Annotated in this window: 24 protein-coding genes and 2 pseudogenes; 10 read left to right on the forward strand and 16 right to left on the reverse strand. The window is 72.3% G+C overall.

The genetic code is table 11. The annotated features are described in order from the left end of the window. Positions 1 to 5: 5 nt before the first annotated feature. Genes H4W80_RS50425 through H4W80_RS50440 form a run of 4 tightly spaced genes read right to left on the reverse strand, consistent with a single transcriptional unit; the run spans position 6 to position 5,014 of the window. Positions 6 to 1,907 carry a DUF8034 domain-containing protein gene (locus H4W80_RS50425; RefSeq protein WP_192791568.1) on the reverse strand — a complete coding sequence of 634 codons (1,902 nt, stop codon included), beginning with the start codon at positions 1,905 to 1,907 and terminating at the stop codon, positions 6 to 8. Positions 1,908 to 1,927: 20 nt separating this feature from the next. After that, positions 1,928 to 2,809 (reverse strand): carbohydrate ABC transporter permease, encoded by an 882-nt coding sequence (locus H4W80_RS50430; protein ID WP_225964115.1) that lies wholly within the window; start codon positions 2,807 to 2,809, stop codon positions 1,928 to 1,930. Continuing rightward, positions 2,796 to 3,668, reverse strand: a complete 873-nt coding sequence (locus tag H4W80_RS50435; protein ID WP_192791569.1) for a carbohydrate ABC transporter permease — start codon at positions 3,666 to 3,668, stop codon at positions 2,796 to 2,798. The genes H4W80_RS50430 and H4W80_RS50435 overlap by 14 nt, the downstream gene beginning before the upstream one ends. Continuing rightward, on the reverse strand, positions 3,665 to 5,014 hold the full coding sequence (locus H4W80_RS50440; RefSeq protein WP_192791570.1) for an ABC transporter substrate-binding protein: 1,350 nt from the start codon (positions 5,012 to 5,014) through the stop codon (positions 3,665 to 3,667). Before H4W80_RS50440 ends, H4W80_RS50435 begins: the two co-directional genes overlap by 4 nt. Before the next feature lie 124 nt (positions 5,015 to 5,138). Here H4W80_RS50440 and H4W80_RS50445 point away from each other — a divergent pair, with 124 nt between their 5' ends. The 3 genes from H4W80_RS50445 (at position 5,139) to H4W80_RS50455 (ending at position 7,494) form a co-directional block, all read left to right on the forward strand. Further along, a complete protein-coding gene (locus tag H4W80_RS50445; protein WP_192791571.1) occupies positions 5,139 to 5,900 on the forward strand; it encodes a FadR/GntR family transcriptional regulator in 762 nt (253 codons plus the stop codon). Between the two features lie 66 nt (positions 5,901 to 5,966). Further along, on the forward strand, positions 5,967 to 6,569 hold the full coding sequence (locus H4W80_RS50450) for a hypothetical protein (protein ID WP_192791572.1): 603 nt from the start codon (positions 5,967 to 5,969) through the stop codon (positions 6,567 to 6,569). Between the two features lie 64 nt (positions 6,570 to 6,633). Next, the gene (locus H4W80_RS50455; protein ID WP_192791573.1) at positions 6,634 to 7,494 is read left to right on the forward strand and encodes a glycerophosphodiester phosphodiesterase; all 861 of its coding nucleotides are present in this window, start codon (positions 6,634 to 6,636) and stop codon (positions 7,492 to 7,494) included. A gap of 221 nt (positions 7,495 to 7,715) precedes the next feature. On the opposite strand, the gene H4W80_RS50460 is transcribed toward H4W80_RS50455, so the two are convergent. Further along, positions 7,716 to 8,147, reverse strand: coding sequence for a MarR family winged helix-turn-helix transcriptional regulator (locus H4W80_RS50460; RefSeq protein WP_192791574.1), 432 nt, complete (start codon positions 8,145 to 8,147; stop codon positions 7,716 to 7,718). Between the two features lie 102 nt (positions 8,148 to 8,249). Here H4W80_RS50460 and H4W80_RS50465 point away from each other — a divergent pair, with 102 nt between their 5' ends. After that, positions 8,250 to 9,698 (forward strand): MFS transporter, encoded by a 1,449-nt coding sequence (locus H4W80_RS50465; RefSeq protein WP_192791575.1) that lies wholly within the window; start codon positions 8,250 to 8,252, stop codon positions 9,696 to 9,698. Positions 9,699 to 9,740: 42 nt separating this feature from the next. Here the strand turns inward: H4W80_RS50465 and H4W80_RS50470 are convergent, their stop codons facing one another. Beyond that, positions 9,741 to 10,898 carry an NAD(P)/FAD-dependent oxidoreductase gene (locus H4W80_RS50470; protein ID WP_225964116.1) on the reverse strand — a complete coding sequence of 386 codons (1,158 nt, stop codon included), beginning with the start codon at positions 10,896 to 10,898 and terminating at the stop codon, positions 9,741 to 9,743. Positions 10,899 to 10,958: 60 nt separating this feature from the next. Further along, positions 10,959 to 11,708 carry an SDR family NAD(P)-dependent oxidoreductase gene (locus H4W80_RS50475; protein WP_192791577.1) on the reverse strand — a complete coding sequence of 250 codons (750 nt, stop codon included), beginning with the start codon at positions 11,706 to 11,708 and terminating at the stop codon, positions 10,959 to 10,961. A 77-nt stretch (positions 11,709 to 11,785) separates the two neighbouring features. Here H4W80_RS50475 and H4W80_RS50480 point away from each other — a divergent pair, with 77 nt between their 5' ends. Then, the gene (locus tag H4W80_RS50480; RefSeq protein ID WP_192791578.1) at positions 11,786 to 12,346 is read left to right on the forward strand and encodes a TetR family transcriptional regulator; all 561 of its coding nucleotides are present in this window, start codon (positions 11,786 to 11,788) and stop codon (positions 12,344 to 12,346) included. Between the two features lie 13 nt (positions 12,347 to 12,359). Here H4W80_RS50480 and H4W80_RS50485 read toward each other — a convergent pair whose 3' ends face one another. From H4W80_RS50485 to H4W80_RS50505, 5 genes are all read right to left on the reverse strand, one after another. Then, the gene (locus tag H4W80_RS50485; RefSeq protein WP_192791579.1) at positions 12,360 to 13,157 is read right to left on the reverse strand and encodes an ABC transporter permease; all 798 of its coding nucleotides are present in this window, start codon (positions 13,155 to 13,157) and stop codon (positions 12,360 to 12,362) included. Further along, complete coding sequence (locus tag H4W80_RS50490) at positions 13,154 to 14,110, reverse strand: ATP-binding cassette domain-containing protein (RefSeq protein WP_192791580.1); 957 nt, start codon at positions 14,108 to 14,110, stop codon at positions 13,154 to 13,156. Before H4W80_RS50490 ends, H4W80_RS50485 begins: the two co-directional genes overlap by 4 nt. Before the next feature lie 92 nt (positions 14,111 to 14,202). Beyond that, on the reverse strand, positions 14,203 to 14,727 hold the full coding sequence (locus H4W80_RS50495; RefSeq protein WP_185072484.1) for an EXLDI protein: 525 nt from the start codon (positions 14,725 to 14,727) through the stop codon (positions 14,203 to 14,205). Between the two features lie 64 nt (positions 14,728 to 14,791). After that, complete coding sequence (locus H4W80_RS50500) at positions 14,792 to 15,679, reverse strand: DNA-3-methyladenine glycosylase family protein (RefSeq protein WP_192791581.1); 888 nt, start codon at positions 15,677 to 15,679, stop codon at positions 14,792 to 14,794. 120 nt (positions 15,680 to 15,799) lie between these two features. Then, on the reverse strand, positions 15,800 to 16,438 hold the full coding sequence (locus tag H4W80_RS50505) for a FadR/GntR family transcriptional regulator (protein WP_318787438.1): 639 nt from the start codon (positions 16,436 to 16,438) through the stop codon (positions 15,800 to 15,802). A 99-nt stretch (positions 16,439 to 16,537) separates the two neighbouring features. Between H4W80_RS50505 and H4W80_RS50510 the strand changes: the two genes are divergently transcribed. The 3 genes from H4W80_RS50510 to H4W80_RS50520 are packed head-to-tail and all read left to right on the forward strand — an operon-like array spanning position 16,538 to position 20,582. Continuing rightward, positions 16,538 to 17,860, forward strand: coding sequence for an SLC13 family permease (locus H4W80_RS50510; protein WP_192791582.1), 1,323 nt, complete (start codon positions 16,538 to 16,540; stop codon positions 17,858 to 17,860). Beyond that, positions 17,857 to 19,023 carry a CaiB/BaiF CoA transferase family protein gene (locus H4W80_RS50515; protein ID WP_192791583.1) on the forward strand — a complete coding sequence of 389 codons (1,167 nt, stop codon included), beginning with the start codon at positions 17,857 to 17,859 and terminating at the stop codon, positions 19,021 to 19,023. The genes H4W80_RS50510 and H4W80_RS50515 overlap by 4 nt, the downstream gene beginning before the upstream one ends. Further along, a complete protein-coding gene (locus H4W80_RS50520) occupies positions 19,008 to 20,582 on the forward strand; it encodes a carboxyl transferase domain-containing protein (RefSeq protein ID WP_318787439.1) in 1,575 nt (524 codons plus the stop codon). Before H4W80_RS50515 ends, H4W80_RS50520 begins: the two co-directional genes overlap by 16 nt. A gap of 83 nt (positions 20,583 to 20,665) precedes the next feature. Here H4W80_RS50520 and H4W80_RS50525 read toward each other — a convergent pair whose 3' ends face one another. Then, on the reverse strand, positions 20,666 to 21,130 hold the full coding sequence (locus H4W80_RS50525; RefSeq protein WP_318787440.1) for a CoA-binding protein: 465 nt from the start codon (positions 21,128 to 21,130) through the stop codon (positions 20,666 to 20,668). Here H4W80_RS50525 and H4W80_RS64100 point away from each other — a divergent pair. Together H4W80_RS64100 and H4W80_RS64940 are read left to right on the forward strand one after the other, a co-directional pair. Then, positions 21,084 to 21,392, forward strand: a pseudogene (locus H4W80_RS64100) (discoidin domain-containing protein); the annotation flags it as partial. The gene H4W80_RS50525 and the pseudogene H4W80_RS64100 sit on opposite strands and share 47 nt — an antisense overlap. A gap of 169 nt (positions 21,393 to 21,561) precedes the next feature. Then, positions 21,562 to 21,777, forward strand: a pseudogene (locus H4W80_RS64940) (poly(ethylene terephthalate) hydrolase family protein); the annotation flags it as partial. 141 nt (positions 21,778 to 21,918) lie between these two features. Here the strand turns inward: H4W80_RS64940 and H4W80_RS50535 are convergent. From H4W80_RS50535 to H4W80_RS50545, 3 genes are all read right to left on the reverse strand, one after another. Then, entirely contained in the window at positions 21,919 to 23,307 is a 1,389-nt protein-coding gene (locus tag H4W80_RS50535; protein ID WP_192791586.1) for an amino acid permease, read from the reverse strand. Positions 23,308 to 23,385: 78 nt separating this feature from the next. Further along, positions 23,386 to 25,530, reverse strand: a complete 2,145-nt coding sequence (locus tag H4W80_RS50540; RefSeq protein WP_192791587.1) for an NACHT domain-containing protein — start codon at positions 25,528 to 25,530, stop codon at positions 23,386 to 23,388. Between the two features lie 68 nt (positions 25,531 to 25,598). Beyond that, a complete protein-coding gene (locus tag H4W80_RS50545; protein ID WP_192791588.1) occupies positions 25,599 to 26,909 on the reverse strand; it encodes a YcaO-like family protein in 1,311 nt (436 codons plus the stop codon). Between the last annotated feature and the right edge of the window lie 2 nt (positions 26,910 to 26,911).

Here is a 26,911-nt window from a genome sequence, read left to right on the forward strand (position 1 = left end):
GGCCGTCAGTCCCAGGGTTGCCGGTAGGACGGCCGGTAGGCGTGCAGGCGCAGGCGCAAAGTGAGGGTGACGGTGGTGCCGGCGGGCAGTTCCACCGTCAGGTGCGGGCCGTTCACCGGGGTCTCGGCGACCGAGCGCACCGGCTCGTGGTGGACGTACTCGGTGTCGTGGCCGGTCCAGCCCGGCTCGGCCGCCGTGGCCGTGACGCCGGCGATCTCGTGCTCCCCGAACGCCCCCGCCTGCACGACCAGCACCCGGTCGGCGGTGGCGGAGAGGTTGACGAGCGTGACCACCGTGGCCTCAGGCTCGATCGAGCTGACCAGCGCCGCCACCTGCTCGGGCACGCCGGGACGGCGGCGCTCGGCGTCGAAGTAGCGGACCCTGGCCTGCTGCAGGCCCCCGTTGTAGATGACCTGCGGCCCGCCCCACATGAGCTGCGTGAGGGCCTCGGTCACCACGGGGTTGACGTTCTGCCAGAGGTGGATGTCCGATTCGGGCAGGTCGCGGTCGGCGTTGGCGAGCAGCAGGGCGATGCGGCGGCGGGCCTGGGCGTGCGCGGCGGCGAGGATCCGCTCGGGGTAGCCGGGGTTGTCGCCGCACAGGTACGCGTACCAGGGCTCCTCGTGCCCGGCCTCCTCCTTGTCGCGGAACGGCCGCACCGTGGCCCAGTCGTAGCCGGTCGCGGCGCGCAGCGCGTCCAGGCGGGCGCGGTCCTCGGGGGCGCCGGTGTGGTGCCAGAGCGCGAGCGGCACCGAGGTCTGGACGGGGTTGTAGTCGAACCAGCCCTTGTCGCTGTGCCGGTAGGGGACCAGCAGGGTCGGCACGTCCACGTCGGAGCCGAGGTGGGCACGCCAGCGGCCCTGGTTGGCCGAGTCGCTCTGGCTGAACGGCAGCTTCACGCCCCTGGCGATGACCGCGTCCAGCAGCGACCTGACGAGGTCCAGGTAGCCGTCGTCGCGGGTGGCCAGGGCGGCGCTGAGGGCGCCGACGGCCGTCGCCTGGCCGATGCTGTACATGCCGTGCGGCCAGGTCCAGCCGTAGTGGCCGCCGTACCAGCGCCCGTCGAGCAGGCTGCCGACGACGCCGTCGAGGCCGACGTTGTCGGGGACGACGCCGCCGTTCTCCTCGGCCCGGCGCCGCCAGGCTCCGACGTACTCGCGCAGCCAGGCGGCGTACCGCTCGTCTCCCGAGACGAGGTAGGCGTTGCAGACCAGGCCGGCCACGCTGAGGTTGCCGACCGCGTCGCCCCGGCCGAGGCGGCGCTGCATCTCGGCGCCCAGGCGGGGGTCCTCGGCGAGCGGCGGCACGGGCGCGCCGTCGGGGACGAGCCAGTCCAGCGGGTAGCCGTACTGCGCGGCTTCCGCCGGAGTCCATGGATATGAGGGCGATTCGGACACCCCGTCCCGCGCGCCCCGGCTGCCGTTGTGCGGGGCCTTGATGATGCGGTGCGCCGGGTCGTAGTTGCCCTTGGCCGGGTCGAGGTAGAGGTCGGCGAACCTGGTCGCCCGCCCGGCCCAGGCCGCCGGGTCGGCGGCGGTCAGGAAGTACGTGAACAGCAGGCTCTCGCCCTGGTGGAACCAGTCGTAGCCGATCTCGAACTCGTCGGCGAACATGCCCAGCTCGGTCATCTGCCCGACGACGCCGTGCCAGTGCCGGGCGCTGGTGCCGAGCAGGTCGTCCGCGCCGCCCAGCAGGTAGAGCTGCGGCCAGTTGAAGAACGGCTCGAAGAAGTCGTCCGCCCCGTCGCGGGAGGACAGCCGGCCGGAGTACCGCAGCGAGCCGTCCGGCCTGGTGTAGCGGTCGGAGAACAGCCGCCATCCGCTGTCCAGCAGGTCGAGCAGGGCACGCTGGGCCAGCGCCCACGCCGGGGGGTCGAGGACGGGGACGCTGGCTTTCACGACGGTCATGGAACTCCTAGGAGAGGCGGTCATCCCTTGGTCGCGCCGGCGGTCAGCCCGGCGACCAGGAAGCGCTGGGAGAAGAGGAACACCAGCAGCACGGGAGCGATGGACAGCAGGGTCGCCAGGACGAGCTCGGGCGGCTGCACCTCGGCGTTGGCGCCGACGACGGGGTTGAACGTGGGGGTCGCGGCCAGCATCTGCGTGAGCCCGACCTGCATGGGGTAGTTGTCGCTGTCCGGCAGCATCACGTACGGCAGGAAGAAGTTGTTCCAGTTCGTCACGAAGCTGAAGAACGCGACCAGCGCGACCACCGGCTTGGCCAGCGGCAGCGCCACCCGCAGGAACGTCGCGCCCTCCCCGCACCCGTCCAGCCGCGCCGCGTCGAGCAGCTCGCCGGGGACGCTGGTGGAGAAGTAGATGTACGTCAGGTAGACGCCGAACGGGAAGAACGACATCGGCAGCACGACCGACGCCGCCTGGTTGACCAGGCCGACGTAGCTGAGCTCCAGGAAGATCGGCAGCACCAGCGCGGTCCCCGGCATGAGCATCACGACCAGCGTGACGATCAGCAGCAGCCGCCGGCCGGTGAAGCTCATGAGCGCCATCGCGTAGCCGGCGGGGATGCTGACCAGCAGGGTCAGCGCCACGGAGAACGCGGAGTACGCGACGGAATTGCCCATCCAGGTCAGCACGGCGCCGTCCTGGAAGGACATGAGGTGCTGCCAGTTGGTGACGAGCGAGCCGAGCGAGCCGGGCGACAGCGGGTTCCCGTGGATCAGGTCGGCCGGGCTCTTGGTCGAGGCGAGCAGCAGCCACAGCATGGGCAGGACGAAGAAGACCGCGAAGACCAGCAGGAACGCGCTTATGAGCACTTTCGCGACAGCCCGCGCGGGGTCAGTCCGTGTCAAAGAGACCTCCCCGAGCGACGAACAGCCCGGCGCAGCACAGCGCCACGATGAGTAGGTCGACGGCGATCGCCGCGGAGCCGTTGAAGTCGTTCTGGTTGAAGGCGTACAGGTACGCGAGCTGGTTGATCGAGTAGTCGTTGCCCACCACGCCGAAGCTGGCCTGGGAGACGAGCTGCGGCTCGACGAAGAGCTGCGTGCCCGCCGCCAGGGACAGGATCAGCATGTAGACGATCCACTTGCGCAGCATCGGCAGCTGCACCCGCAGCGCGATCTTCACCGGCCCGGCGCCGTCCACCCGGGCGGCCTCCATGATCTGGTGGGGGATCGTGTTCAGCGCGCCGTACATGACCACGATCCAGCCGCCCGCGCCGGTCCAGAACGCGATCAGGGTGAAGATCCACGGCAGGTGACCCGGCGAGATCACCTGCACGAAGGTCTCGCCCCAGAGCGCGCGGACGAGGTCGTCCACCGGGCTCACGGACGGGTCCAGCATGAACAGCCAGAGCAGCACGCTCGACGCGCCCGCCAGCGCGCCGGGGACGTAGTAGACGAACCGCAGCGCGGCCCGCGACCAGCCCGCGGTGAGCCGGTGGACCAGCAGCGCGAGCAGCAGGACCAGCACGGTCAGGGTGACCAGCCAGAGCACGAGGTAGGTGGCCACGTGCTCGACGGCGGCCAGGAACCGGAAGTCCTGCGCGGTCCTGACGAAGTTGTCGAAACCGGTGAAGACCCCGCGGGCGTCGGTGAAGGCGAGGTTGAGCGCGTACACCGTGGGCACGATGCCGAACGCGACCAGCAGTACCACGTACCCGGAGACGAAGACGTGCCCGGCGGAGAGCCGCAGTCTCGATCCGGTCACTTGGTGACCTGGTAGCCGAAGACCTGGGCCTGCTGCTCGATGGCCGTCTGCCACTCAGGCAGCAGCGACTCGACCGTCTTGCCGGCGGTCTGCCCGGGGATGACGGTCTTGGCCCAGACCGCCTCCTGGCTGAACTCGGGCGAGCCCCAGCCGGACCACACCTGCCCGGCCGCGGCCGAGATCGGGCCGGCCAGATCGCCGGCGTAGTAGCCGCTGTCCTGCTGCTTCTTGATCCACTTGGTCGCGGCGGGCGCGTACGCGGGATAGCCGGGGGAGAGCTCGACCTGGTACGCGTCGGCCGTGGCGACCCAGCCGATGAAGTCCTTGGCGGCGTCGAGGCGCGCGCTGTGCCGCGACAGCCACCAGGTGCCGCCGCCGACGTTGCCGGTCACCGGCGTGCTCTGGTCCGACCAGCGCAGGGCGTCGCCCACGGCCAGCTCGCCCTTCGGCGTCTTGAGCGTGCCCTGGAAGACCGCGCCGCCGTACCACGCCGGGCCGGGCAGCATGAGCACCTTGTCGCCCTGGCTCTTGGCGAACTCGGGGCCGAACAGGGACAGCATCGACATGGTCTTGTTCGCGACGAGCTTGTCCATCATCTTGGCGGCGCGCACGCACTTGGGGTCGGTGGCCTTGACGGTGATGGCCTTGGGTCCGGTGACCTGGTTGGCCGGGCACTCGCCGCCCCACATGTAGATCTCCGGCGCCCACGCGTCACCGGCCGTGCCGATGATGTAGCCGGGGTGCTCGGCGGCCACCTTCTCGCCCAGCGCCTGGTACTCCTCCCAGGTGGTGGGCAGCGTGTAGCCGAACTTGTCGAACAGCTTCTTGTTGTACCAGAGCACGACCTGGGCCAGGTCGTTGCGCAGGCAGTAGACCGTGCCGTCCACGGTGCACACGTCGAGCGCGCCCTTGGCGAAGCCGCTCAGCGTGGCGTCGTCGAGCAGGCCCTTGTTGAGCGGGGCGACGAACGCGTTGTCGCCCTGCGAGGCCCAGGACGCGGTGTTGTTGTCCGTGGTGAACACGACGTCCGGCCAGCCCTCGCCGGCCCGGTCGAACAGCTGCACCTTGGTCTTGAGCGTGTTGGAGCCGTTGGCGTTGCCGTCGTAGGTGACGATGTCCAGCTGCACGTCGGGGTGTGCCTTCTGGTACGCCTTCGCGGCGTCGAGCCGGGTGGAGTCCACCCACACCAGCAGCTTGCCGGCCTTCTGCTCGGCGGGGGCGAAGCCGTACTGCGACCCGGCGGAGCCGGTCGGCTTCGCCTGGGTCGGGGCGTTCGGGGGAGCGCAGGCCGCGACGGCGAGCAGGGCCGCTGCCGCGGTGACCGCCAGGTGGGTGCGTCGTCTCATGGGGCTTCCTTCGGACAAGGCGGCTTGAGGTACGTAAACGCCGTGTTTCCGGATATGACATCATACGTGTGACGTATTCACAATGCCCTACACTGAAGGGCGTTCAGGCGGACGGGAGGATGCGTTGACTCAGCACGCGACTACAGGGCCGTGGGATTCGCAGCCGCCCGAGCGGGCCGGCAAGCGGCCACCGCGCCGGGTCCGCGGGGCCAAACTGGGCACCACCGTGGTCGAGCAGCTGGTCGACGACATCGTGCGCGGGGCGCTGCCGCCCGGCACGGCGCTCCCGCCCGAGGCCGACCTCTGCGAGGAGTTCGGGGTCAGCCGGACCGTCATCCGCGAGTCGGTCAAGGTGATCCAGGAGAAGGGCCTGGTCAGGATCGAGCACGGCCGCGGCACCCAGGTCACCGACCCCCGGCAGTGGAACCTGCTCGACGACGTCGTGCTCACCGCCGTCATCGCGCACGACGAGAACGTGACGTTCCTGGACGAGCTGGTGTCCGTGCGCACCGCGCTGGAGGCCGAGATGGCCGCGGCCGCCGCCCTGGCGCGCACCCCCGGCGACGAGGAGCGCATCGGCGCCGAGCTGGCGGTCATGCGGGCCAACCTCGCCTCCACGCCCGACTTCGCCGCCGCCGACGTGCGCTTCCACGACATGATCATGGCCGCGTCGGGCAACCGGCTGGGGCGGGCCATCGTCAACAGCATCCACGACAAGGCCCGTACGAGCATGCTCTACCACGGCGAGTACAACGAGGCCGTGATGCGCCAGACGCTGGCCGAGCACCAGGCCATCAAGGACGCGATCGCGGCCGGCGACCCGGAGGGGGCGGCGGCCGCGATGCGCAGGCACATCACCGACTCCTGGAACCGCCGCCGCCCGTAACAAGTCCTGACGCCATAGATCCGCGGGTCCGGCTCCATCTGGACGGGTGAGACCAGAGGAGAGCCTTTGCACCCCGACCAGCAGCGAGATTTCACCGAGTTCGTCGCCCGGCTGCCGGAGAACACCCCCGAGCAGCTGCGGGTCGTCCGCGAGTGCATGCCCAACGGCGGTCCCGTCCACAACATGGACGGCAACCGGCGCCTGCCCGAGCAGGGCTCGGTCGAGGACTTCCGGGTGCTGGCCGAATACCGGGACAAGAAGGGCATGACCGCCCTGGTCGGCAGCCTCGCCGGCTTCGTCCTGTGCACCCCGACCACGCAGAAGGACATGGCGGAGCGGGCGATCTTCACCTACTGGGGGTTCAAGCCGCCCGGGGACCTGACCGGCTTCCAGGGGGATCTCCAGGCGGACGCGTACACCTCGCACACGCATTCGTACGCGACGGGGCCGCAGCGGATCCAGCACGACGACGCCTACCGGGTCGTCGTCGGCCGGGTCACCTCGGGCGTGCGCAGGACCAGGTGCTGGGGCGGCAGGAGGACGTGGCGTTCGGCCCCCTGGGGCGGGGGAGCGGCTACTGAGGTGGTCGGCAAAAAGTTCGTGCGGACGTCCGCGACACGCCGTAGCGAACCGCTCTTTGCTGCCATTAGTGGGCACTTTTCGACGTAACTCGACATAAGAGGTCCGTGTCGGGTTCAGGGAGGGTTGGAAGGGCCGGGCCGGAGGAGCGCTCATGTACCGTCTGCTGGGTGCCGTCGTCATCACCGCACTGGCCGTCATGGCGAGGCCCGCCCATGCCGCGCCGTGGGAGGTCGACAACATCGCGCATCGGGGCGGATCCGGGTACGCGCCCGAGAACACCATCGTGGCCTGCGAGGTGGCCAGGGCGCAGCGGGCCACCATGTGCGAGTACGACGTCCAGCAGACGAAGGACCGCCGGCTCATCCTGATGCACGACCAGACGCTGGCCCGCACCACCGACGTCGAGCAGGTCTTCCCCGGCCGGTCCCCCTGGAAGGTCTCCGACTTCACGCTCGCGGACATCCAGCGCCTGGACGCCGGCTCGTGGTTCTCCTCCCAGTTCCAGGGCGAGAAGGTGCCCACCCTGGAGCAGGGACTGCGGGAGATGAGCAGGAGCGGGGTCGGGATGCTGCTGGAGATCAAGCACGATCCGGCCAGCCCGGACATCGACGAACGGGTGGCCGCCGAGCTGAGGAAGTACCGATCCCTGTGGAAGGGCAAGCGGCTGGCCCTGCAGGCGTACAACTGGGAGTCGATGCGGAACCTGCACGAGATGATGCCCGACCTCCCCGTCGCCTTGATGGGCAAGCCGGACGCCTCCCGGCTGGAGGACCTGGCCGGGTTCGCCGCCGCGGTCACGGTGCCGCACAGCGGCCTCACCGCGGCCTACGTCAGGCAGGTCCACGAGCACGGCATGCGGGTCTACACGTGGACGACCGACCGGCGGGCCGTCATCCGCCGCCTCATGTCGTACGGCGTGGACGGCATCATGACCGGGCGGCCCGACCAGATCGACGCCGTCAAGCGCCGGGCGATGCGCGTGGTCATGAGGGCCGGCCGAGGCCGGCTATGAGGTCGTCGCCGGACGCCGCGAGCCGGTGCTCGATGACGGTCGCGCGTTGCCCGGCGCGGAGCGGCACGCCTCCGGTCCGCTGACGCCGCCCGCGCGGTGCCGCCTGCACGGCACCGTTCGCGATGCCGTCCGCATGGCGGCACCCGTCTGAAGCCGCTTGCACGGCTCTCCCGCACGACGCACGCGCCGGTCGAAGGCGGCGGACGCGGCCGGGGCGGGGGTCAGTGTTCGATGCTGGCGTTGAAGTGGGCCAGGCCCCGGGCGAACGCGGCCAGCTCCTCAGGGGTCCAGTCCTTCAGGACCGTGGCCAGGCCGTGCAGCCGGTACTCCCGCTCCCCGCCCACCCGCCGCACCCCCTCCTCGGTGATGCGGAGCTTGCGGGCCATCCCGCCCTCGGGGTCGGGGATGCGCTCGGCGAGCCCGTCGCGGAGCAGGACGGCGGTCTGCCGGTTGACGGTGGAGGTGTCGAGGCTGAACGCCTGCGCGAGCTGGCCGATCGACATCGGCCCCTCGGCCTCCAGCCGGCTGAGCAGGATGTAGCTGCTGCCGCGCTCCAGCCGGCGTTCCGAGGCGGGCGCGGCCGACGACGCCAGCTCCTTGTATCGGCCTATGAGCATGAGCTCGCGCTCGATGTCAACGATCTCCTCGCGCATGAATACCTCCCCACGGCGGTCAGAATATCCCTCTATATGGTGATGTGTAGGATACATACCATATGCATCGTGCATATAATTCTGCGAGATACGGGAGAACTCATGAGTTCAACGCGTGCCGCACCGTCCAGTGGAGCGATCATCAGCGTGCTGGCGGCGGCGGGCATCACGGTCTCGCTGATGCAGACCCTGATGGTGCCGCTGATCGCGACCCTGCCGATCCTCCTGCACACCACGGCCGCCAACGCCTTCTGGGCCATCACCGCGACCCTCCTGGCCGGCGCGGTCGCCATGCCCGTCTCGGGGCGCCTGGGAGACCTGTACGGCAAGCGCCGCGTCATGATCGTCAGCGCGGTCCTGCTGGCCGTCGGCTCCCTGGTGTGCGCCCCCGCCAACTCGCTGGCCCCCATGGTGATCGGCCGCGCGCTGCAGGGGTTCGGGATGGGCGTCATCCCGCTGGGCATCGCCATCATGCGCGACGTGCTGCCGCCGCAGCGGCTCGGCTCGGCCATCGGCCTGATGAGCTCCTCGCTCGGCGTGGGCGGAGCGCTCGGCCTGCCCGCCGCCGCGTTCGTCGCCCAGTACGTGAGCTGGCACGCGCTGTTCTGGGGAGCCGCCGCGCTCGGCGTGGTGATGAGCGTGCTGATCTTCATCATCGTGCCCGAGTCGCCGGTCAAGTCGCCGGGGCGCTTCGACTTCGTGGGAGCGGCGGGGCTGGCGGCCGGCCTGGTCCTGTTCCTGCTACCGGTCTCCAAGGGCAGCGACTGGGGCTGGACGAGCGCCATCACGCTCGGCATGTTCGCCGCCTCGGCGGTGATCCTGCTGCTGTGGGGCTGGTGGGAGCTGCGCGTGTCCGCTCCCCTGATCGACCTGCGCACCAGCGCGCGCCGCCAGGTGCTGCTGACGAACCTGGCCTCCATCGTCATCGGCTTCGGCATGTACGCGATGTCGCTGATCACGCCGCAGCTCCTGCAACTGCCCGAGGCCACCGGCTACGGCCTGGGCCGCTCGATGGTCGAGGCCGGGCTGTGGATGGCCCCGGCCGGGCTGGTCATGATGGCGATCTCGCCGGTGGCCGCCCGCCTGTCGGGGGCTCGCGGGCCCAAGACGTCCCTGCTGCTCGGGACGCTCGTCATCGCCTCCGGCTACCTCCTGGCCCTGGTCCTGATGGGGCACGCGTGGGGCGTCCTGATCTTCTCGGCCGTGGTCAGCGCCGGGATCGGCTTCGCGTACGCGGCCATGCCGTCCATCATCATGAGCGCCGTGCCGCGTACCGAGACGGCCGCCGCCAACGGGCTCAACAGCCTGATGCGCTCGATCGGCACGTCCTGTGCCAGTGCCGTGCTCGGGGCGGTCCTGGCCAACCTGACGATCACGTTCGGGTCCGTGACGCTGCCGTCCGAGGCGGGGTTCCGCGCCGGCTTCCTCATCGGCGGCGGGGTCGCCCTGGTGGCGGCGCTCATCGTCCTGACCATCCCCGGCCGCCGGGCCGCGCAGCCGCAGCCGGCCGGCCTGCCCGCCGACGCCGACCAGCAAGTCCGCACCAGTTGAGCCGCTGCTCCACCAGGGTGCCGGCACCCTGGTGGAGCAGTCCTACGCCGTGCCGCCCAGCCGGCCGCGGAGCAGGCGGGCGGCCTTGGCCATGTTCCAGCCCAGCACCGCCGTGACCACGCCGTCGAGCCGGTAGAGGGCGACGAAGCGGTTCTGCTCGGGGTCGCCCTCGACCACGCTCACCTCCGCCTCGGGCGACGGCAGCCCGTGGACCTGGAGCTTGACGTCGTACTGGTCGGTCCAGAAGTACGGGACGGGCGCGTAGGCCAGGTCCTCGCCCAGGATGTTGGCGGCCACGACCTGGGCCTGCTCGACGGCGTTGGTCCGGTTCTCCAGCCGCAGCCGCCGGCCGAGCCCCTCGTGCTGCCAGGAGGCCACGTCGCCCACCGCGTAGACGCCGCCGGCGGCGCGGCAGCGCGAGTCGCACTCCACGCCGTCGCGCAGGGTCAGCCCGCTGTCGCCGAGCCACCCGGTCGCGGGGCGGGAGCCGATCGCCACCACCACCGCGTCGGCGGGCAGCAGCTCGCCGGAGGCCAGGCGTACCCCCGTGACCCGGCCGCTCTCGGAGGCCAGGCCCTCGACCGCGACGCCGAGCCGCAGCCGGACGCCGTGCTCGGCGTGCTTCCTGGTGAGCAGCGCGGCGGCCGGGTCGCCGAGCTGGTCGGCCAGGACCGCGCGGCCCAGGCCGACGAGGGTGACGTCCAGGCCGAGCCCGCGCGCGGTGGCGGCCACCTCCGCCCCCAGCACGCCCTCGCCCACGACGACGAGACGCGGCCCTTCGAGCAGGCGGGCGCGGAGCGCGAGCGCGTCGTCCAGGGTGCGCAGCACGTGGACGCCCGCCAGCCCGTCCTGGCCGGGCAGCCGGGACGGGGTCAGCCCGGTGGCCAGCACGACGGCCTGCGCGCGCAGGGTCCGCCCGGAGGCGGCGGACACCTCCCGCGCCTCGGGGTCCAGCCGGACCGCGGGGTCGCCGAGAAGGAACGTCGCGCCCAGCTTGTCCAGCTCGGTCTCGGCCCGCAGGTGCGCCCGCTCGCTCTCCCACGTGCCGGCCAGCACCTGCTTGGACAGCGGCGGGCGATCGTAGGGCGGGTGCGGCTCGGCGCCCAGGACGGTCAGGCCACCCTGGTGGCCCTTGCGGCGCAGCGCCTCCGCGACGGCCAGGCCGCCGGCGGAGGCGCCCACGATCAGGACGTCCGTCAAGACCGCTCCAGGGCGATCGCGGAGGCCGGGGTCCGTGTCGACGGTGACGTTCATCAGAGGTCAGGCCGCCGACCAGCCGCCGTCGACCGGGACGATCGCCCCGTTGACGAACGAGGCGGCGTCCGAGGCGAGGAAGAGCGCGGCGTCGGCCATCTGCTCCGGCTGGGCCAGCCGCTCGCCGAGGGCGAGCACGGGGCCGAGCCGGGCGGCGCCGGTGGGGTCGAAGGACGCGTTCGTGGCGATGTTGGTCATGGTGGGGCCGGGCAGGATGGCGTTGCAGCGGATGCCGTCCTTGGCGTGCGCCCAGGCCACGCTGCGGGTCAGGCCGACCACGCCGTGCTTGGACGCGGTGTAGGCGGCGCCGGCCGCCCCGCCGCGGATGCCGGCCTCCGAGGCGGTGTTGACGATCGCGCCGGAGCCCTGGCGCAGCATGTGCGGCAGCACCGCGTGGGTGACCAGGAACGTGCCGGTCAGGTTCACCCGCAGGACCCGCTCCCACAGCTCGACCGGGATGTCGGCGGGCAGCGCCATCGTGTCCATGATCCCGGCGTTGTTGCACAGCACGTCGACGCGGCCGAACGCGCCGATCGCCGCCTCGGTCAGCGCGGCCACCGACGCCTCGTCGGAGATGTCGGCGGCGACCGCGACGGCCGCCTCGCCGATCTCCTCGGCGGTCCGCCCGGCCGACTCCTTGTCGATGTCGCAGGCCACGACGCGGGCGCCCGCCTTGGCGAACGCCACGGCCATCGCCCGCCCGATTCCGGACCCCGCACCTGTGATCAGGGCGACGCGATCGTCGAATGTGCTCAAGAGCCCGTCCTTTCGCCAGCCGTCATCCGGCCCCGTCAACAACCGGACAATGTCGTCCGGTTGTTACGATACCCGCTGTGCCGGAGTCACGTCGACCGAACAGAGGACCGAGCGCCGCGGCCGAGAACCGGGCGGCGTTGGTCGCGGCCGCCCGTGAGGTGTTCGCCAGCGCCGGATACAACGCGCCGCTGAGCTCGGTCGCCCGCGCCGCCGGGGTCGGGCAGGGCAGCCTCTACCGGCACTTCCCCGACCGGATCAGCCTGGCGATGGCCGTGTTCGAGGACGGCGTCACGGAGCTGGAGGCGCTGGCGGCCCGGCCCGGCACCACGCTCGACGACCTGCTGGCGCTGCTGACCGAGCAGGCCATCACCTCGACCGCGTTCATCGAGATGGTCAGCGCGCGGCCGAGCGAGCCCGATCCCCGCATCATCGACGTACGCGATCGCGTGTCGAGGGTCCTGGCGGGCGTGCTCGGCGACGCCCGGCGCGCGGGGCACGTCCGTGACGGCGTCTCGGCCGACGACCTGGTGCTGGTCGTCGGCATGCTCGCCGGGGTCCTGGCCAGGACCCCGGCGCCCGACCGGCGCGCCACCGCCGGCCGGGTGTGGGCGCTGCTGCGCGAGGGCATCGTGCCCTGAGGCGGTCCAGCGGTCACTGGCTGACCGCCCGCTTGTACAGGCGCGTGGCCAGCGGCACGAACACCACCAGGATCAGCACCGACCAGAACAGCGACACCCCCACCGCGTGCTGGAGCGGCCAGGCCCGCGGCTGCGTCGCGCCCGCGTTGCCGAACAGCTCGCGGGCGGCCTGGACGACGGTCGAGACGGGGTTCCACTCGGCGACGGCCCTGAGCGGCCCGGGCAGGCGGCCGGCGTCCACGAAGGCGTTGGACAGGAAGACCAGCGGCATCGACACGAGGGTGGCGATGTTGTTGAACACCTCGGGCGTGCGCAGGGCCAGCGCCACCGCCGCCGTCACCCACGAGAAGGCGTACGCGAAGAACAGCAGCAGCAGGAAGCCCAGCACGGCCTCCAGGGGCGAGGTGTGGATGCGCCAGCCGACGGCCAGTCCGACCAGCGCCATCACGACGATGCTGGTCACGTTCATGAGCGCGTCGCAGACGGTCTGGCCGACCAGCACCGCCGAGGGCGCCATCGGCAGCGTGCGGAACCGGTCGAAGATGCCCTTCTGCAGGTCCTGGGTGAGGGTGTAGCCGGTGATCTGCGCGCTGGTGACGATGGTCTGGACGAAGATGCCCGGGATCAGGTACTCGCGGTACGACAGGCCCGGCAGCTCGATCATGCTGCCGAAGACGTACGCGAACAGCAGCACGAACACGATCGGCAGGATGACCGCGCCGCCGAGCAGGTCCGGGGCTCGTCTGATCTTGAGCGCGTTGCGCTTGGTGATCGTCACGCCGTCGGCGAGCACGATCTGCAGGGCGTTCATCGGGCGGGCTCCTTCTCGGCGGTGACCTCGTGGCCGGTGAGGGTGAGGAAGACGTCGTCCAGGGTCGGGCGGCGCAGCCCGGCGTCGCGGATGGTGACGCGTTCGGCGGCCAGCAGGCCGAGCGCGGTGGTGAGCGCGGCGGTGCCGCCGGTGACCGGGACCGTCACGTGCAGCGCCGCGGGGTCGACGCGTACCTCGCCGAAGGAGGCCAGGGCGTGCCGCGCGGCGGCCAGGTCGCCGGCGCCGGCCACGGTCAGCTCGATCCGGTCGCCGCCGACCTGGTCCTTCAGCTCGTCGGCGGTGCCGAGCGCGATCACGTGGCCGTGGTCGACCACCGCGATCCGGTCGGCGAGGCGGTCGGCCTCCTCCAGGTACTGGGTGGTGAGCAGCACGGTGGTGCCGCCCGCCACGAGCTCGGAGATGACCTCCCACAGGCCCGCGCGGGCCCGGGGGTCCAGGCCGGTGGTGGGCTCGTCGAGGAAGAGCACGGGCGGGTCGGCCACCAGCGCGCCGGCCAGGTCGAGGCGGCGCCGCATGCCGCCGGAGTAGCCGCGCACCGGGCGGTCGGCCGCGCCGGTCAGGTCGAAGCGCTCCAGCAGCTCCCGGGCGCGCTGCTTGCTGCGCTTGGCGCCCAGGTGGTAGAGGCGGCTGACCATCTCCAGGTTCTCGGCGCCGGTCATGTGGTCGTCGACGGCCGCGTACTGGCCGGACGCGCCGATGCGCGAGCGCAGCAGGTCGGCCTGCGTGACGACGTCCAGGCCGGCGACGGTGGCGTGTCCGGCGTCCGGTCTCACCAGGGTGGTCAGGATCCGTACCGTGGTGGTCTTTCCCGCGCCGTTGGGGCCGAGCAGGCCGAACACCGTGCCCTCGGGGACGGACAGGTCCATCCCGTCGAGGGCGACGACGTCGCCGTACTTCTTGACCAGGCCCTCGGCGTGAATGGCGGGGGGCATCGCAGGATTTCTCCTTTTGTTGGGAGGTTAACCATGATTTATGGGCATGACGGGATGGCGGACGGTCGCCCGCCCGCTTCGATCAGCGGGGTTCAGATGTCGAGGTCCTCGACGGCGGGCCGCTCGGCCAGGTCGGCGATCAGGTCGTAGAACTCGTCAGGGATCTTGCCGCGCAGCTCCTCGACCGTGTCGAAGACGTCCAGCGTGGCCGCGCCCTGTACGAAGCCCCATCTCGTCTCGCCCAGCCCGAGGTAGCCGCGCCAGGTGCTCACCCAGTCGTCGGACTCCGAGCCGCTCACCCAGTCGGGCGAGCGGTCGACGTGCAGGACGAACTTGCCCTTGCGTGAGCGGTACACGCGGAACATCTCCACCCGCCCGCTGCGGCTGGTGCGGCCCCACTCGCCGAGCAGCACGCCGGAGAAGCGCTGCTTGCGCCCGGCGCCCTGGCCGACCTGCACGATGATCTCTTCGTAGCCCTCCTGGCGGCCCTCCTCCATCTCGACGTAGCGCCGCAGCGCCACGCTGATGGCGGTCGACAGCTTGCCGCCGGCGAGCTCCTGCGCCCGCTGGAAGATCGGCAGATCCTCGTCCGACACGTAGATCGTTTTGTTCGGCATCGTCTCACCCTCATCCCGTATACGTATGAGTCTACGTATACGGACGGCGGATGGCAACGCGCTTTCAGTCGCGGCCGTCGGCGGTCCCGTAGGAGGAGGCCCTGAAGAGGAAGGAGGCCCAGGAGCGGTAGGGCCGCCACGCCTCCGCCAGCTTCCGGTACGCGCTCGGCGGCGCGTCCTCCGCCAGGCCGTACGCCTCGCGCAGGATCGCGAACAGGCGCGGCTCGTCACCGGGGAACGCGTCCGGCGCGCCCGCGCCGCGGATCAGGATCAGCCCCGCGGAGAACGGCCCCACGCCGGGCAGCGCGCGCAGCTCGGCCAAAGCGTCCTGCGGGTCGAGCGCGCGCAGGTGCTCGGTGGTGAGCACGCCGTCGAGCGCCGCCCGCGCCAGTCCGCGCAGCCACTCCTCCTTCTGCGCCGGCAGCCCGAGACCCCCGGCCTCCAGCAGCGACACGGGCGGGGGGAACGCCGGGTACGCCTGCCCGCCGACGGTGACCTTCGCGCCGTACCGGTCGGCGATGCGCTGCTTGATCCGCGAGGCGATGAGCATCGACGAACGCTGCACGATCACCGCCCAGCACGCGGCCTCCCACGGGCTCCAGAAGCACACCGGCCGCAGGCCGGGGCTGCGCCGCTGCAGGTCGCCGAGCACCGGGTCGGCCTCGCCCAGCTTGGCGAAGCCGGCGCCGTCGACGTCGAGGGACAGGATCCGCGCCACCTCGCCCCGGATCCCCGGCCCGGCGGGCCGCGTCGTGGCCACGGCGACCCCGCCCGGCGCGCCCGTCACGGTGACGCCGATCGGCAGCCAGTCGGATTCGGCGCAGTAGGCGAAGCGCATCGCCCGCCCGTCGGAGGGCAGCGCGCTGGTGGCCGGCCAGTCCTCGAGGAAGCGCAGGGAGGCGTCGAAGTCGAACGGGCCCTCGGCGCTGATCGTGAATCCGTGCGTGGTCATGCGCGTATGGTAGGCGCCGGCTAGGACAACCCCCCGTCGATCACCTGGTCCGGCGCCTGGCCGATCGGGCGCGCGCGGCGAGGGCGCCGCCGCGTGACGGCGCCTGAGCGCGACCTGGATCTAGACCCGGAGCAGGCGGGCGCAGGCGGCCGCCGCCGCGTCGGCGTCACCGATCACGACGGCCCGGGCGAGAGCGGTCAGGCGCTCGGCCGAGACCCGGGCGTCGTCCAGCGGCGCGGCCTCCGAGAGCAGGTCGTCGAGGTCGGCCAGCAGGCTCGCCCCCGCCAGCCTGCGCACGCAGGGCCAGGTGTCGGAGAAGCGCACCGGGCGGCCGTCGGCGTCGAGCAGGGCGAGCCGGAGGCTGCGGTCGGGATGCGCCGCCGCGCTGCGCGCCAGCCCCGCCATGATCGCCTCGCGGGCCCGCGCGAGCTCCATCGGGTCGCGCCCGGCCAGCGATAACGCCGGATCAGGCGGCGACTCCCGCTGGGTCTCCTGGAGCGCAGGCGCGAGCACCACGGCGCCGTTGCCGTGCTGGACCTCGACCATGCCCTGGACCTCGAGCGCCACCAGGGCGCGGCTCAGGGTCGCCCGGCTGACGCCGAGCTCGGCGGCCAGGCGGCGCTCGGGGGGCAGGCGATCGCCGGGGGAGAGCCCCTGAGCCTCGATGAAGCGCGCGATGTGGTCGGCCAGCTGCACATAGAGGCGGGGACGCTCCATCCGCTCGGGGACCGCGGAGGTCTGCGGGCGCTTCTTGGTCACGGGGGACAGTCTATTGACATCCGGCGCAGTGGCGCAGAGGCTAGGCCAATCCGGAAATGCGCACGTAACCGGAGAGTCACCTGACCCGAGGAGTCGCCGATGTCGGCGGAAGTCGTTGCGTTGGTTGTATTGGTGTTGGTGTTCCTGATAGCCACGGTCCGGTCCATCAACATGGGGGCGCTGGCGCTCGTGGCGGCGTTCGTCGTGGGCACCGCCGTGTTCGGCGTGAAGGTGTCGGACGTCCTCGGCGGCTTCCCGGCCAACCTGTTCGTCATCCTGGTCGGGGTCACGTACCTGTTCGCGCTGGCCAGGAACAACGGCACCGTGGACTGGATCGTGCACCGGGCCGTGGTCGCGGTGCGCGGGCGGGTCGCCCTGATGCCGTGGGTGATGTTCGTGGTGTGCGCCGCGATCACGGCGATCGGCGCCGCCAGCCCCGCCGCGGTGGCCATCGTGGCCCCGGTGGCGATGGGCTTCGCCGCCCGTTACCGGATCAACCCGGTCATGATGGGCCTGATGGTGGTGCAGGGCGCCACCGGCGGCAGCTTCTCGCCGATCGGCATCTTCGGCGCGATCACCAACGGCGTCGTGGACAAGAGCCACCTTCCGGGCAGCCCGGCCGTGCTGTTCTTCAGCGCGTTGGGCGCCTGCGCGCTGATCAGCCTGATCGGCTTCCTCACTCTGGGCGGCACCAAGCTGCTGCAGCGCGACCGCGAGACGCCGAAGGAGCAGGTCGCCACCCTCGCGCGAACGGGCGCCGCCACCGGATCCGCGGGCGAGTCCACCGAAGACCCCGAGCCCGCCGACGACGCCCTGCCCCGCCTCGACGCGCAGCGAGCCCTCACCCTGGTCGGCCTGCTCGTGCTCGCCGTGGGCGCGCTCGTCTTCGACCTCGACATCGGCTTCCTCGCCCTGGCGGTGGCGGTCGCGCTCACCCTCATCTTCCCCTCCGCGGCCCGCGGCACCGTCGACAAGATCAGCTGGGGTACGGTGCTCCTCGTCGGCGGCATCGTCACCTACGTCTCCCTGCTGGAGGACCAGGGCACGGTGAAGTGGCTCGGCGACGGGGTCGCCCACGTCGGCGCCCCGCTCGTGGCCGCGTTCCTGATCTGCCTCATCGGCGCCGTGGTCTCCGCCTTCGCCTCGACGACCGGCATCCTCGGGGCGCTCATCCCGCTCGCCGTGCCGTTCCTGCAGACCGGTCAGGTCGGCGCCGTCGGCCTGGTCACGGCGCTGGCGATCTCCTCCTCGGTGGTCGACTGCAGCCCGTTCTCGACCAACGGCGCCCTGGTCGTCGCGAACGCGGACGTCTCCGAACGCGACAACGTCTTCAAGCGCCTGATGACCTGGGGCATGACCATCATGGTGGTCGCGCCGGTGCTGTGCTGGGTGATCCTCGTCGTGCCGGGGAGCCTGTCATGAGCGGCCCGCTCGCCGGTTACGTCGTCGTCGACCTGACCAGGGCGCTGGCCGGGCCGCACGCCGCGATGATGCTCGGCGACCTGGGCGCGCGGGTGATCAAGGTGGAGCAGCCCGGGAGCGGCGACGACACCCGGGGCTGGGGGCCGCCGTTCGCCGGCTCGGAGTCCACGTACTTCCTGTCGTGCAACCGCAACAAGCAGTCGATCGCCCTGGACCTGAAGGACGAGGACGGCCGGGTCACCCTCGAGGCCCTGATCCGCAAGGCGGACGTGCTGCTGGAGAACTTCCGCGCCGGCGTGCTCGACCGGCTCGGCTTCACCACCGCGCGCCTGCTGGAGCTCAACCCGCGGCTGGTCGTGCTGTCCATCACCGGGTTCGGCCACGACGGGCCGGAGGCCGGGCGGGCCGGCTACGACCAGATCGCGCAGGGCGAGGCCGGGCTGATGTCGCTCACCGGGTCCGGGCCCGACGACCCGCAGCGGGTCGGCGTGCCGATCGGCGACCTGCTGGCCGGCATGTACGGCGCGTACGGCGTGGTGTCCGCGCTGCTCGAACGCGAGCGGACCGGGCGCGGCCAGGTCGTGCGCACCTCGCTGCTGGCCGGGATCGTCGGGGTGCACGCCTTCCAGGGCACCCGCTGGACCGTGGCCGGCGAGGTCGGGCGCGCCCAGGGCAACCACCACCCGTCCATCGCCCCGTACGGGCTGTTCCGGTGCGGGGACGGGCACGTGCAGATCGCGGTGGGCAGCGAGGGGCTGTGGCAGCGCTTCTGCGCCGAGTTCGGCCTGGACCCGCGCGAGCCCGGCCTGGCGACGAACGCGGAGCGGGTGGCCGCGGGCCGGCGGCTGGTCGAGCTGATCGAAGCCGCCTTCGCCCCCTTCGGCGCGGACGACCTGCTGCGCCGGCTGGCCGCCGCGGGCGTGCCCGCCGGCCGGGTGCGCAGCCTGGACGAGGTGTACGACTGGCCGCAGACCAGGTCGCAGGGCCTGCTCATCGACGTCGAGCACGCGGCCATCGGCCAGGTCACGCTGCCCGGCCCGCCGCTGCGGTTCTTCGACCCGGCCGGGCCGGACGGCGAGGTCGAGACCACCCGGACCGACCACGCCGCGCCTCCCGTGCTCAACGCCGACGAGGAGGAGATCCGCTCGTGGCTGGCCGGATGACCGCGCTCGAACTCGTCGAGCTCGCGCTCGACGACGGCTCCTTCCGCAGCTGGGACCGGCCGCTCGGGCCGGTGGCCGACGCCGACGTGGCCGCCGCCAGAGACCGTACGGGCCTGGACGAGGCGGTGATCACGGGGGAGGGGCTGCTGCGCGGCCGCCGGGTGGCCGTCGTCGCCTGCGAGTTCGGCTTCCTCGCCGGATCGATCGGCGTCGCCGCCGCCGAACGCCTGGTGTCGGCCGTGGAGCGGGCGACCGCCGAGCGGCTGCCGCTGCTCGCCGCGCCCGCCTCGGGCGGCACGAGGATGCAGGAGGGCACGGTGGCGTTCCTGCAGATGGTGAAGATCTCGGCGGCGGTCACCCAGCACAAGGCCGCGGGGCTGCCGTACCTGGTCTACCTGCGCGACCCCACCCTCGGCGGCGTGCTCGCCTCGTGGGGCTCGCTCGGCCACGTCACGGCCGCCGAACCCGGCGCGATGATCGGCTTTCTCGGCCCGCGCGTCTACCGGTCCCTGTACGGCGAGCCGTTCCCGGAGGGCGTCCAGGTCGCCGAGAACCTGTACCGGCACGGCCTGGTCGACGCCGTGCTGCCGCCGCAGGAGCTGGCCGGGATCGCCGACCGCGCGCTGCGCATCCTGCTCGCGCCCCCGCCCGAGCCGTCCCCAGGCGGGACACCGACACCGGCGGAGCCGTCGCTGGGCGGGACGCCGGTGGCGCCGCACCGGGGCGGGACGTTCCCACCGGAGCCGCCGCCGGAGCCGCTGCCGGACGTGCCCGCGTGGGAGTCGATCACCCGCTCCAGGCGCGCCGACCGGCCCGGCGTCCGGCAGCTGCTCCGCTATGCCGCCTCCGACGTCCTGCCGCTGAACGGGACCGGCGAGGGGGAGCAGGACCCGGGGCTGTACCTGGCGCTGGCCCGCTTCGGCGGCGTCTCGTGCGTGCTGCTCGGCCAGGACCGGCGCACCCAGGCCGACGTGGGGCCGATGGGCCCGGCGGCCCTGCGCGCGGCCCGGCGCGGCTTCCGCCTGGCGCACGAGCTGAACCTGCCGCTCGTCACCGTCATCGACACCCCCGGCGCGGCGCTCAGCCCGGAGGCGGAGGAGGGCGGGCTGGCCGGCGAGATCGCCCGATGCCTGTCCGAGCTCGTGACCCTTGAGGCGCCAACGCTGTCGATCCTGCTGGGCCAGGGCTGCGGCGGGGGCGCGCTCGCGCTGATCCCGTGCGACCGGGTGCTCGTCGCCCAGCACGGCTGGCTGTCACCGTTGCCGCCCGAGGGGGCCAGCGCCATCGTGCACCGCGACGTCGAGCACGCCCCGGAGCTGGCGGCCGCGCAGGGCGTGCGCTCGGCCGACCTGGTCGCCGACGGCATCGCCGACCGGGTCGTCCCCGAGCACCCGGACGCGGCCGACGAGCCGGAGGCGTTCTGCCGCCGCGTCGGGCGCGAGCTGGAGCGGGAGCTCGCCGCGATGCTGCCGCGCCGCCGCCCCGACCTGCTCACCGAACGGCTCCGGCGCTACCGCGCCCTCGGCACCACCCGCGACCGCGCCCGGGCCGCCGGCTAGAAGCCCCGGCAGCTCATCGCGGCGTCGCCAGTGCAGCGCCCGTTCAGGCGTCCCTGCGCAGCGTGTCCCCGTGCGGTACTTGTTCAGGCGTCCCTGCGTAGTGCCCATTCGACGCCCGGACAGCGGTCCATGACGACGTCGAGACCGGCGCTGAGGGCGCGTTCGGCGGCCGCCTCGTCGATCACGCCGAGCGGCAACCAGATGGCCTTGGCCCCCGCCGCGATCGCCTCGTCCACCGACTCGCCCGCCAGCTCGGCGCGCCGGTACACCGCGACGACGTCCAGCGGGTCCGGCACCTCGGCCAGCGACGCGTAGCCGGGCTCGCCCAGCACGGTCTCGGCGGCCGGATGGACGGGAATGACCCGCTTGCCGCGGGCCTGGAGCAGCCGGGCCTGGTCGTAGGCCGTGCGCTCCGGGTTGTCGCTCAGGCCCACGAAGGCCCAGTGCCGCGCCCCGTGAAGCAGTCGCTTGATGACGTCGCCGTCGGCGAAGCGGTTTCCCATGCTCGGCACCAACACGGCGCGCCCGCCGGAACTTCCCGCGTTCATCTTCCGCTCAGCGGTTACGCCCGCCTCGGCGGCCGTGGACGGCAACGCCGCCACCCGCTGGTCGAGCGCCTTCGGCGACCCGCAGTGGCTGCGGGTCGACCTCGGCGGCACCGCCGCCATCAGCCAGGTGGTGCTCAGCTGGGAGGCCGCGTACGCCAGGGCGTTCCAGATCCAGACCTCCGCCGACGGCCTGACCTGGACCACCGTCTACGCGACCGGCACCGGCACCGGCGGGACGCAGACCCTGGCCGTGACCGGGAGCGGACGGTACGTACGGATGTACGGCACCGCCCGCGCCACGGCCTACGGCTACTCGCTGTTCGAGTTCCAGGTCTACGGCACGATGGGCGGCACCACGCCACCTCCCGGGGGCACGTGCTCAGCCGGGCTACCAGGGCACCCAGCAGAACCTGAGCTGGCTCGGCCCGCGCCTGGCGTCCTGGGGTTTCGTCGTCCTCAACGTCGACACCGACACGCTGTCCGACAGCCCCAACCAGCGGGGCACCCAGATCAGGGCGGCCGGCACCCAGCCGCTCAACCTCGGCAACGCCACCGGCAACCCGATCTCGGGCAAGCTGAACGGCGTGCTCGGCGCGGCGGGCCACTCGATGGGCGGCGGCGGCACGATGGTGGCGCTGCGCGACGACACCCGCTTCACCCCGTTCCTGTGCGGCAGCCCGCGTGACGCCGACCGGAACAACACCTCGCTGGTGACCCAGTGGACGGACACCTGCCCGTTCCGAACGCCGCGGCCGGGCACGGCTCCAGAGGGCCGTGCCCGGCGCGGGCTAATTGAGCGCCGAGTGGCGCCGGCCGTAGGCGAAGTAGATGATCAGCCCGATCACGAACCAGACGGCGAAGCGCAGCCAGGTCACCGGATTCAGGAACGTGATCAGCCAGATCGAGAAGAGCGCCCCGACGGCCGGCACCACCGGCATCCCGGGCATGCGGAACTGGCGCGGCAGGTCGGGCTGCCGGTAGCGCAGCACGATCACCGCCACGCACACGACCACGAACGCCAGCAGGATCCCGATGTTCGTCAGCTCGGCCGCCTCCCGGATGGGAAGGAACCCGGCGATCAACGCCGACGCGCCGCCCACGATCCAGGTGACCCGCGTGGGCACCCGGCGTACGGGGTGGAGCTTGGCGAACCACTGCGGCATCAGCCCGTCCCGGCTCATCGAGAACCAGACCCGGGTGACGCCGAGCATGAACGTGAACATGACCGTCAGGATGCCCACCACGGCCCCCGCCGCGATCAGGGACGCGAGCCCGGGCAGCCCGACGGAGGCGAACGCCGAGGAGAAGCCGCTCTCGGGATCGATCTCCCGGTAGTTCTGCATGCCGGTGAGCACGAGCGTGGCCAGCACGTACAGGACCATGGAGATGGCCAGCGAGTAGATGATCGCCTTCGGCATGTGCCGCTGCGCGTCCCGTGACTCCTCGGCCGCGGTGCTCATCGCGTCGTAGCCGAACACCGCGAAGAACACGGTGGCGGCGCCGGTGATCGCCCCGCTGACCCCGAACGGGAAGAACGGGATGTAGTTGTACGGGTTGATGTAGAAGAAGCCGACCACGATCACCAGCAGCACGACGGCGACCTTGATGCCCACCACGGACGTCTCGAACCTGGCCGCGGCGCGGATCCCGAGGTTCAGCAGGAAGGCGATGAACAGGCACAGGATCGCCGCGAACAGGTCCACCACGTGCCCCGCGCCGGTGCCGGGCGCGCCGAGCATCCAGGCGGGCAGCGTGAAGCCGAGCTGCTCCACGAGGAAGCCGAAGTAGCCGGAGATGCCGATGGCCACGACCGCGACGATGGCGGTGTACTCCAGCAGCAGGTCCCAGCCGATGCACCAGCCGACGATCTCCCCGAGGACCGCGTACCCGTAGGTGTAGGCGGACCCGGCCTTCGGGATGAGGCCCGCGAACTCGGCGTACGAGAACGCGGCGGCGGCGCTGGCGATCCCCGCGATGAGGAACGAGACGAGCACGGCCGGCCCCGCGGTCTGGTTGGCGACCGCGCCGGCCAGGGCGAAGATGCCCGCGCCGATGATGCCGCCCACGCCGATGGCGGTGAGCTGCCACAACCCGAGCGTCCTGGCCAGCTCGCCCTCGTGCTCGGTGGCGATGAGCTCCACCGGTTTGCGTCTGAAGACGCCTCCTGAACCGACCATGACGCCCCCGATGCGACTGTGTGCGTCCGTCCTGCCCACCACGGCCGTCCCTATGCGGGGGAGCCCTGACCTGCGGGATCACGGGTGCCGCGTCGGCGGTCGCGGCTCCTGCGCGGGCGCCGCGTGCCGCCCGTTCGCCAGGTGCTGCTGCAGCTCGATGTGCCGGAACTGGTAGTACGGCCCCTCCGTGCGCAGCAGGCCCAGCCGGTGGGCGTCGTCCAGGAAGTCCATCGCCCGCAGCGGCAGGCTCCCCCGGGTGGCCAGGCGGGGGATCGTCAGCTTGTAGGCCAGCCACGCATGGTGGCGGCCCAGGACGAGCCCGAACAGCAGCCCCAGCACCACGCCGACCAGGACCGACATGTCCGCGGGGATCCCCGAGTACAGCAGGACGCCCGCGGTGGCGAGCCCGACCACGAGCCCGCCGATGATCCGGATGGCGGTCAGGTTCCTGTCGGCCTGCCAGGTCGAGCGCGGGGATCTCGCCGTCAGGTCGGCGGTGGGGCTCTCGACCCAGCGGATCAGGCTGAGCAGGGCGACGAACCCGACGAAGGACAGCAGCCCGATCTGCGCCGAGGATCTCAGGGCGATGACCGGCTTCCCGCTCGCGTAGGCCATGAGCCAGCCGACGATGCCCCCCAGGGCCCCGACGATCAGCCCGTCCCTGAGGGCGGGAAGGAGCTCGGCGAGCCTGCCGCGCACGTGGAAGTCGGCGTGGCCCGGCGACTCGGTGAACCAGGAGCCGATCAGGGTCTCGGCGACGAGCGCGGAGAACAGGCCGGCCATCGCGCTGAAGAAGGGCGACTTCGTCAGCAGCCCGAAGGCCAGCCCGACGACCAGCCCGATCACGGCGGCGGCCCCGAACCGGACCGCGCGGCTGGAGGTGTAGCGGGCCAGGTGCCACCACGCCACGTCGCGCGGGTCCTCCTCGTTGCGCGCGAGCTGGCAGGACAGGTACGTCAGCCAGCGGTCCACCTGCTCCGGCGTCCAGGCGTGCTGCGGCCGGAAGGGCTGCGGCGGGCCGTCGGCGGGCGTACGCGTGCTCACCAGGGCGGGGATGAGCTGGTCGCACAGATGGTCGTGCAGCGTCGCCGCGCTGCCGTGACCGAGCGTCAGCAGCGGCGTCGGGTCCACCCGCGGCGCGATGTAGGTGGCGCGGACCAGCCAGAGCCCCAGAGACGTCGAGGTGACCTCGGACAGGGCGGGGGCGGTGCCCTTGCGCAGCTCGTCCAGGACGTGGGGCCAGACGGGGTGGGGCACCGGCGGCAGGCACGCCTCCAGATAGTCGGCCGACGCGGCGGGGGACATGGGCTGTGGCTCGATGACCGCCGCCGCCGTGAGGGCGTCGCCGATCTCCTGGACGGACTCGGCGAACTGCTCCGTACGGCAGGTGAGAATGAGCTGGTCGGTCTCGTACATCGACCGGTTCAGCGCGGTCAGCATGTCGGCGCGGGCGGTGTCGGGCAGCTCGTCCAGGCCGTCGATGACGGGCAGCACCTCGCCCCGGGCCACGAGCGTCTCCGGCATGTCCATGCCGAGGTCCTCCGCGCGCAGCGCCGGATAGTCCAGCGCCAGGCTCGCGGCCAGCCAGTCCTGCAGCCGCCCGTAAACGCGGTCGTCCCAGCGGGCGGCCGACAGCAGCACCGGCACGGGCTCCTCCGGCTCCCGCGTGCGCAGCAGTTCGAGGACGAGCTGCACGGCCAGGGTGGTCTTCCCGGTGCCCGGACCGCCCAGGATGACCAGCCGGCGGCAGCGCAGGGCGCGGAAGTTGCGTGCCATGTCCGCGATGTGCACGTCCAGGCCGGGGAAGGCCACGGTGCCCTTGGCGATGATCTCGGGACGGTCGGCGAGCTCGCGGCGCTCGGTCGAGTGCCAGGGCAGCGGCATGGGCTCGGGATCGCACAGCGAGCGCAGGACCGTCTCGTCACGCCACTGCTGGGTCACCAGCCCGGACAGGACGTCCTTGGCGGTGGCGACGTCGGCCGAGGTGGGGGCGGCGGTGGCCGCGCCCCGCTTGCGCCACCAGGTCAGGAACTGCACCAGGCCGTTGCCCAGCCCTATCGCGCCCGTCACCGCCGCGATGAGCTGAGCGGATCCGGCCGTTATCCCCCAGTCCTTCGGCAATCGGGTGGCGATGGTCAGGATCAGGGTGGCCAGGGCCAGGAGCAGAACGCCGAGCACCACCGACAGCTTGGCCTGGCGATTCTGCCAATATCGTGCGCCCATAAATCCAGTATGTGGGGATAAAGAGGCTGGTAATTCTCCACGTAAGGTCGATAAACCGGAAAAACCATTCACCTCATTGATGGAGGCCGCCAATCCTGTGGCATCGATTCGGAAACCCTCCCGGCCGCGGCGGCCAGCCCCCTGCGGCCGGGCAGGACGAGGTTGCCGTCGGTGACCAGCATGAACCGCTCCAGGTCCGGCACGATCACGTGGACCGCGGTGATCCCGCAGGGCAGGACGCGCACCATGCGGTGGTAGGCCGGGTGGCCCCGGGCGGCCAGCTTCGCGGTCACCTTCCGCAGCTGGGCGCCGGGAGCCCCGGCCGCCGCGCCGGCCTCGGGGAAGGGGACCACCCGCGCCTCGCGCAGGGCGCCGGTGAGGTCGAACCGCCCGCACGCGTGCAGCGCGGGGTGCGCCGCCAGCCCGGCGAGATCGCCGCGTGCGGCTCCGGAGCGCGCCGCCCGCCCGGTCAGACCGGAGTGCGGCAGGCCCTCGCCGAGCGTGCTCTGGACGAGCTCAGTGAGCGCCCGCCAGGCGGCGTACTCGGGGTCCAGCGAGGTGCCGCCGCCGCGCCGGTGCGGCCGGCGGGCGGTCGGAGCCGTGTACGCCAGCATCGTCGGCACGCCGAGGTCGCTGGTGATGTCCAGCAGGTGTACCGGTGACCCGGTCAGCTCCTCCGCCGTCGCGTACGCCCGCGCGAGGCCGTGCGGAAGCGTCCCCGGGTCGATCAGCCTGAGCCGGAAGCCGTCCCCGCCCAGGAAGGCCCGCACCAGCAGCAGCGACAGGGCGTCCCGCTCCACGGCCTCGTTGAGGGCGTGCAGCAGCGCCTCGGCGGCGGTGATGCCGACGGCCGAGCCGCTGTTGCAGCTGTAGCGCATCAGGTCGGCGTAGTCGCAGTCGTCCCCGGCCAGCTCACGCAGCGGGGCGGCGCCGGCCTCGGCGTACCAGGGGGCCGACAGGAACAGCGGCACCAGCGCGTCGGCCCGACGGCGGGGGAGGGGCGGCCCGTCGAGGGGGCGATAGCGCAGGCAGGCCATCCGCCGGCCGGGCGTTCCGGCCAGCAGCAGCGCGCAGGCGTCCCCGCGCAGCGGGCCCGTGGCGAGCGCGGCGGGCGAGACGGACCGCACGGCGGCGGGGTCGAACCCGGCCGGGCCGGTGAGATAGTGCTCGACGGCCTCGAACAGAGCGCCCACGCGGGCCTCGTCCGGGCGTCCTTTGCCCATCCCGCACGCGACCGGCGCGGGGTCCCCCGCGCCGCCGAGCAGGCGGCACCACCAGGCGGTCGGGTCGCGGCCGTCGCCCGCGTCCGCGAGCTCCGCCCGCAGGCCGAGCGCGGTCAGCGCCGCGGACGCCCGCCTCCCGGCCTCGTCCAGCGGCACCG

The sequence above is a fragment of the Nonomuraea angiospora genome, assembly GCF_014873145.1.
Classification (GTDB): domain Bacteria; phylum Actinomycetota; class Actinomycetes; order Streptosporangiales; family Streptosporangiaceae; genus Nonomuraea; species Nonomuraea angiospora.

Bases quoted from the DNA above. Each gene is read 5' to 3' on its own strand.
- H4W80_RS50425 (WP_192791568.1), bottom strand. From the start codon at position 1,907: ATGACCGTCGTGAAAGCCAGCGTCCCCGTCCTCGACCCCCCGGCGTGG.
- H4W80_RS50440 (WP_192791570.1), bottom strand. From the start codon at position 5,014: ATGAGACGACGCACCCACCTGGCGGTCACCGCGGCAGCGGCCCTGCTC.
- H4W80_RS50455 (WP_192791573.1), top strand. From the start codon at position 6,634: ATGTACCGTCTGCTGGGTGCCGTCGTCATCACCGCACTGGCCGTCATG.
- H4W80_RS50460 (WP_192791574.1), bottom strand. From the start codon at position 8,147: ATGCGCGAGGAGATCGTTGACATCGAGCGCGAGCTCATGCTCATAGGC.
- H4W80_RS50465 (WP_192791575.1), top strand. From the start codon at position 8,250: ATGAGTTCAACGCGTGCCGCACCGTCCAGTGGAGCGATCATCAGCGTG.
- H4W80_RS50485 (WP_192791579.1), bottom strand. From the start codon at position 13,157: ATGAACGCCCTGCAGATCGTGCTCGCCGACGGCGTGACGATCACCAAG.
- H4W80_RS50490 (WP_192791580.1), bottom strand. From the start codon at position 14,110: ATGCCCCCCGCCATTCACGCCGAGGGCCTGGTCAAGAAGTACGGCGAC.
- H4W80_RS50495 (WP_185072484.1), bottom strand. From the start codon at position 14,727: ATGCCGAACAAAACGATCTACGTGTCGGACGAGGATCTGCCGATCTTC.
- H4W80_RS50500 (WP_192791581.1), bottom strand. From the start codon at position 15,679: ATGACCACGCACGGATTCACGATCAGCGCCGAGGGCCCGTTCGACTTC.
- H4W80_RS50510 (WP_192791582.1), top strand. From the start codon at position 16,538: ATGTCGGCGGAAGTCGTTGCGTTGGTTGTATTGGTGTTGGTGTTCCTG.
- H4W80_RS50515 (WP_192791583.1), top strand. From the start codon at position 17,857: ATGAGCGGCCCGCTCGCCGGTTACGTCGTCGTCGACCTGACCAGGGCG.
- H4W80_RS50525 (WP_318787440.1), bottom strand. From the start codon at position 21,130: ATGAACGCGGGAAGTTCCGGCGGGCGCGCCGTGTTGGTGCCGAGCATG.
- H4W80_RS50535 (WP_192791586.1), bottom strand. From the start codon at position 23,307: ATGGTCGGTTCAGGAGGCGTCTTCAGACGCAAACCGGTGGAGCTCATC.
- H4W80_RS50540 (WP_192791587.1), bottom strand. From the start codon at position 25,530: ATGGGCGCACGATATTGGCAGAATCGCCAGGCCAAGCTGTCGGTGGTG.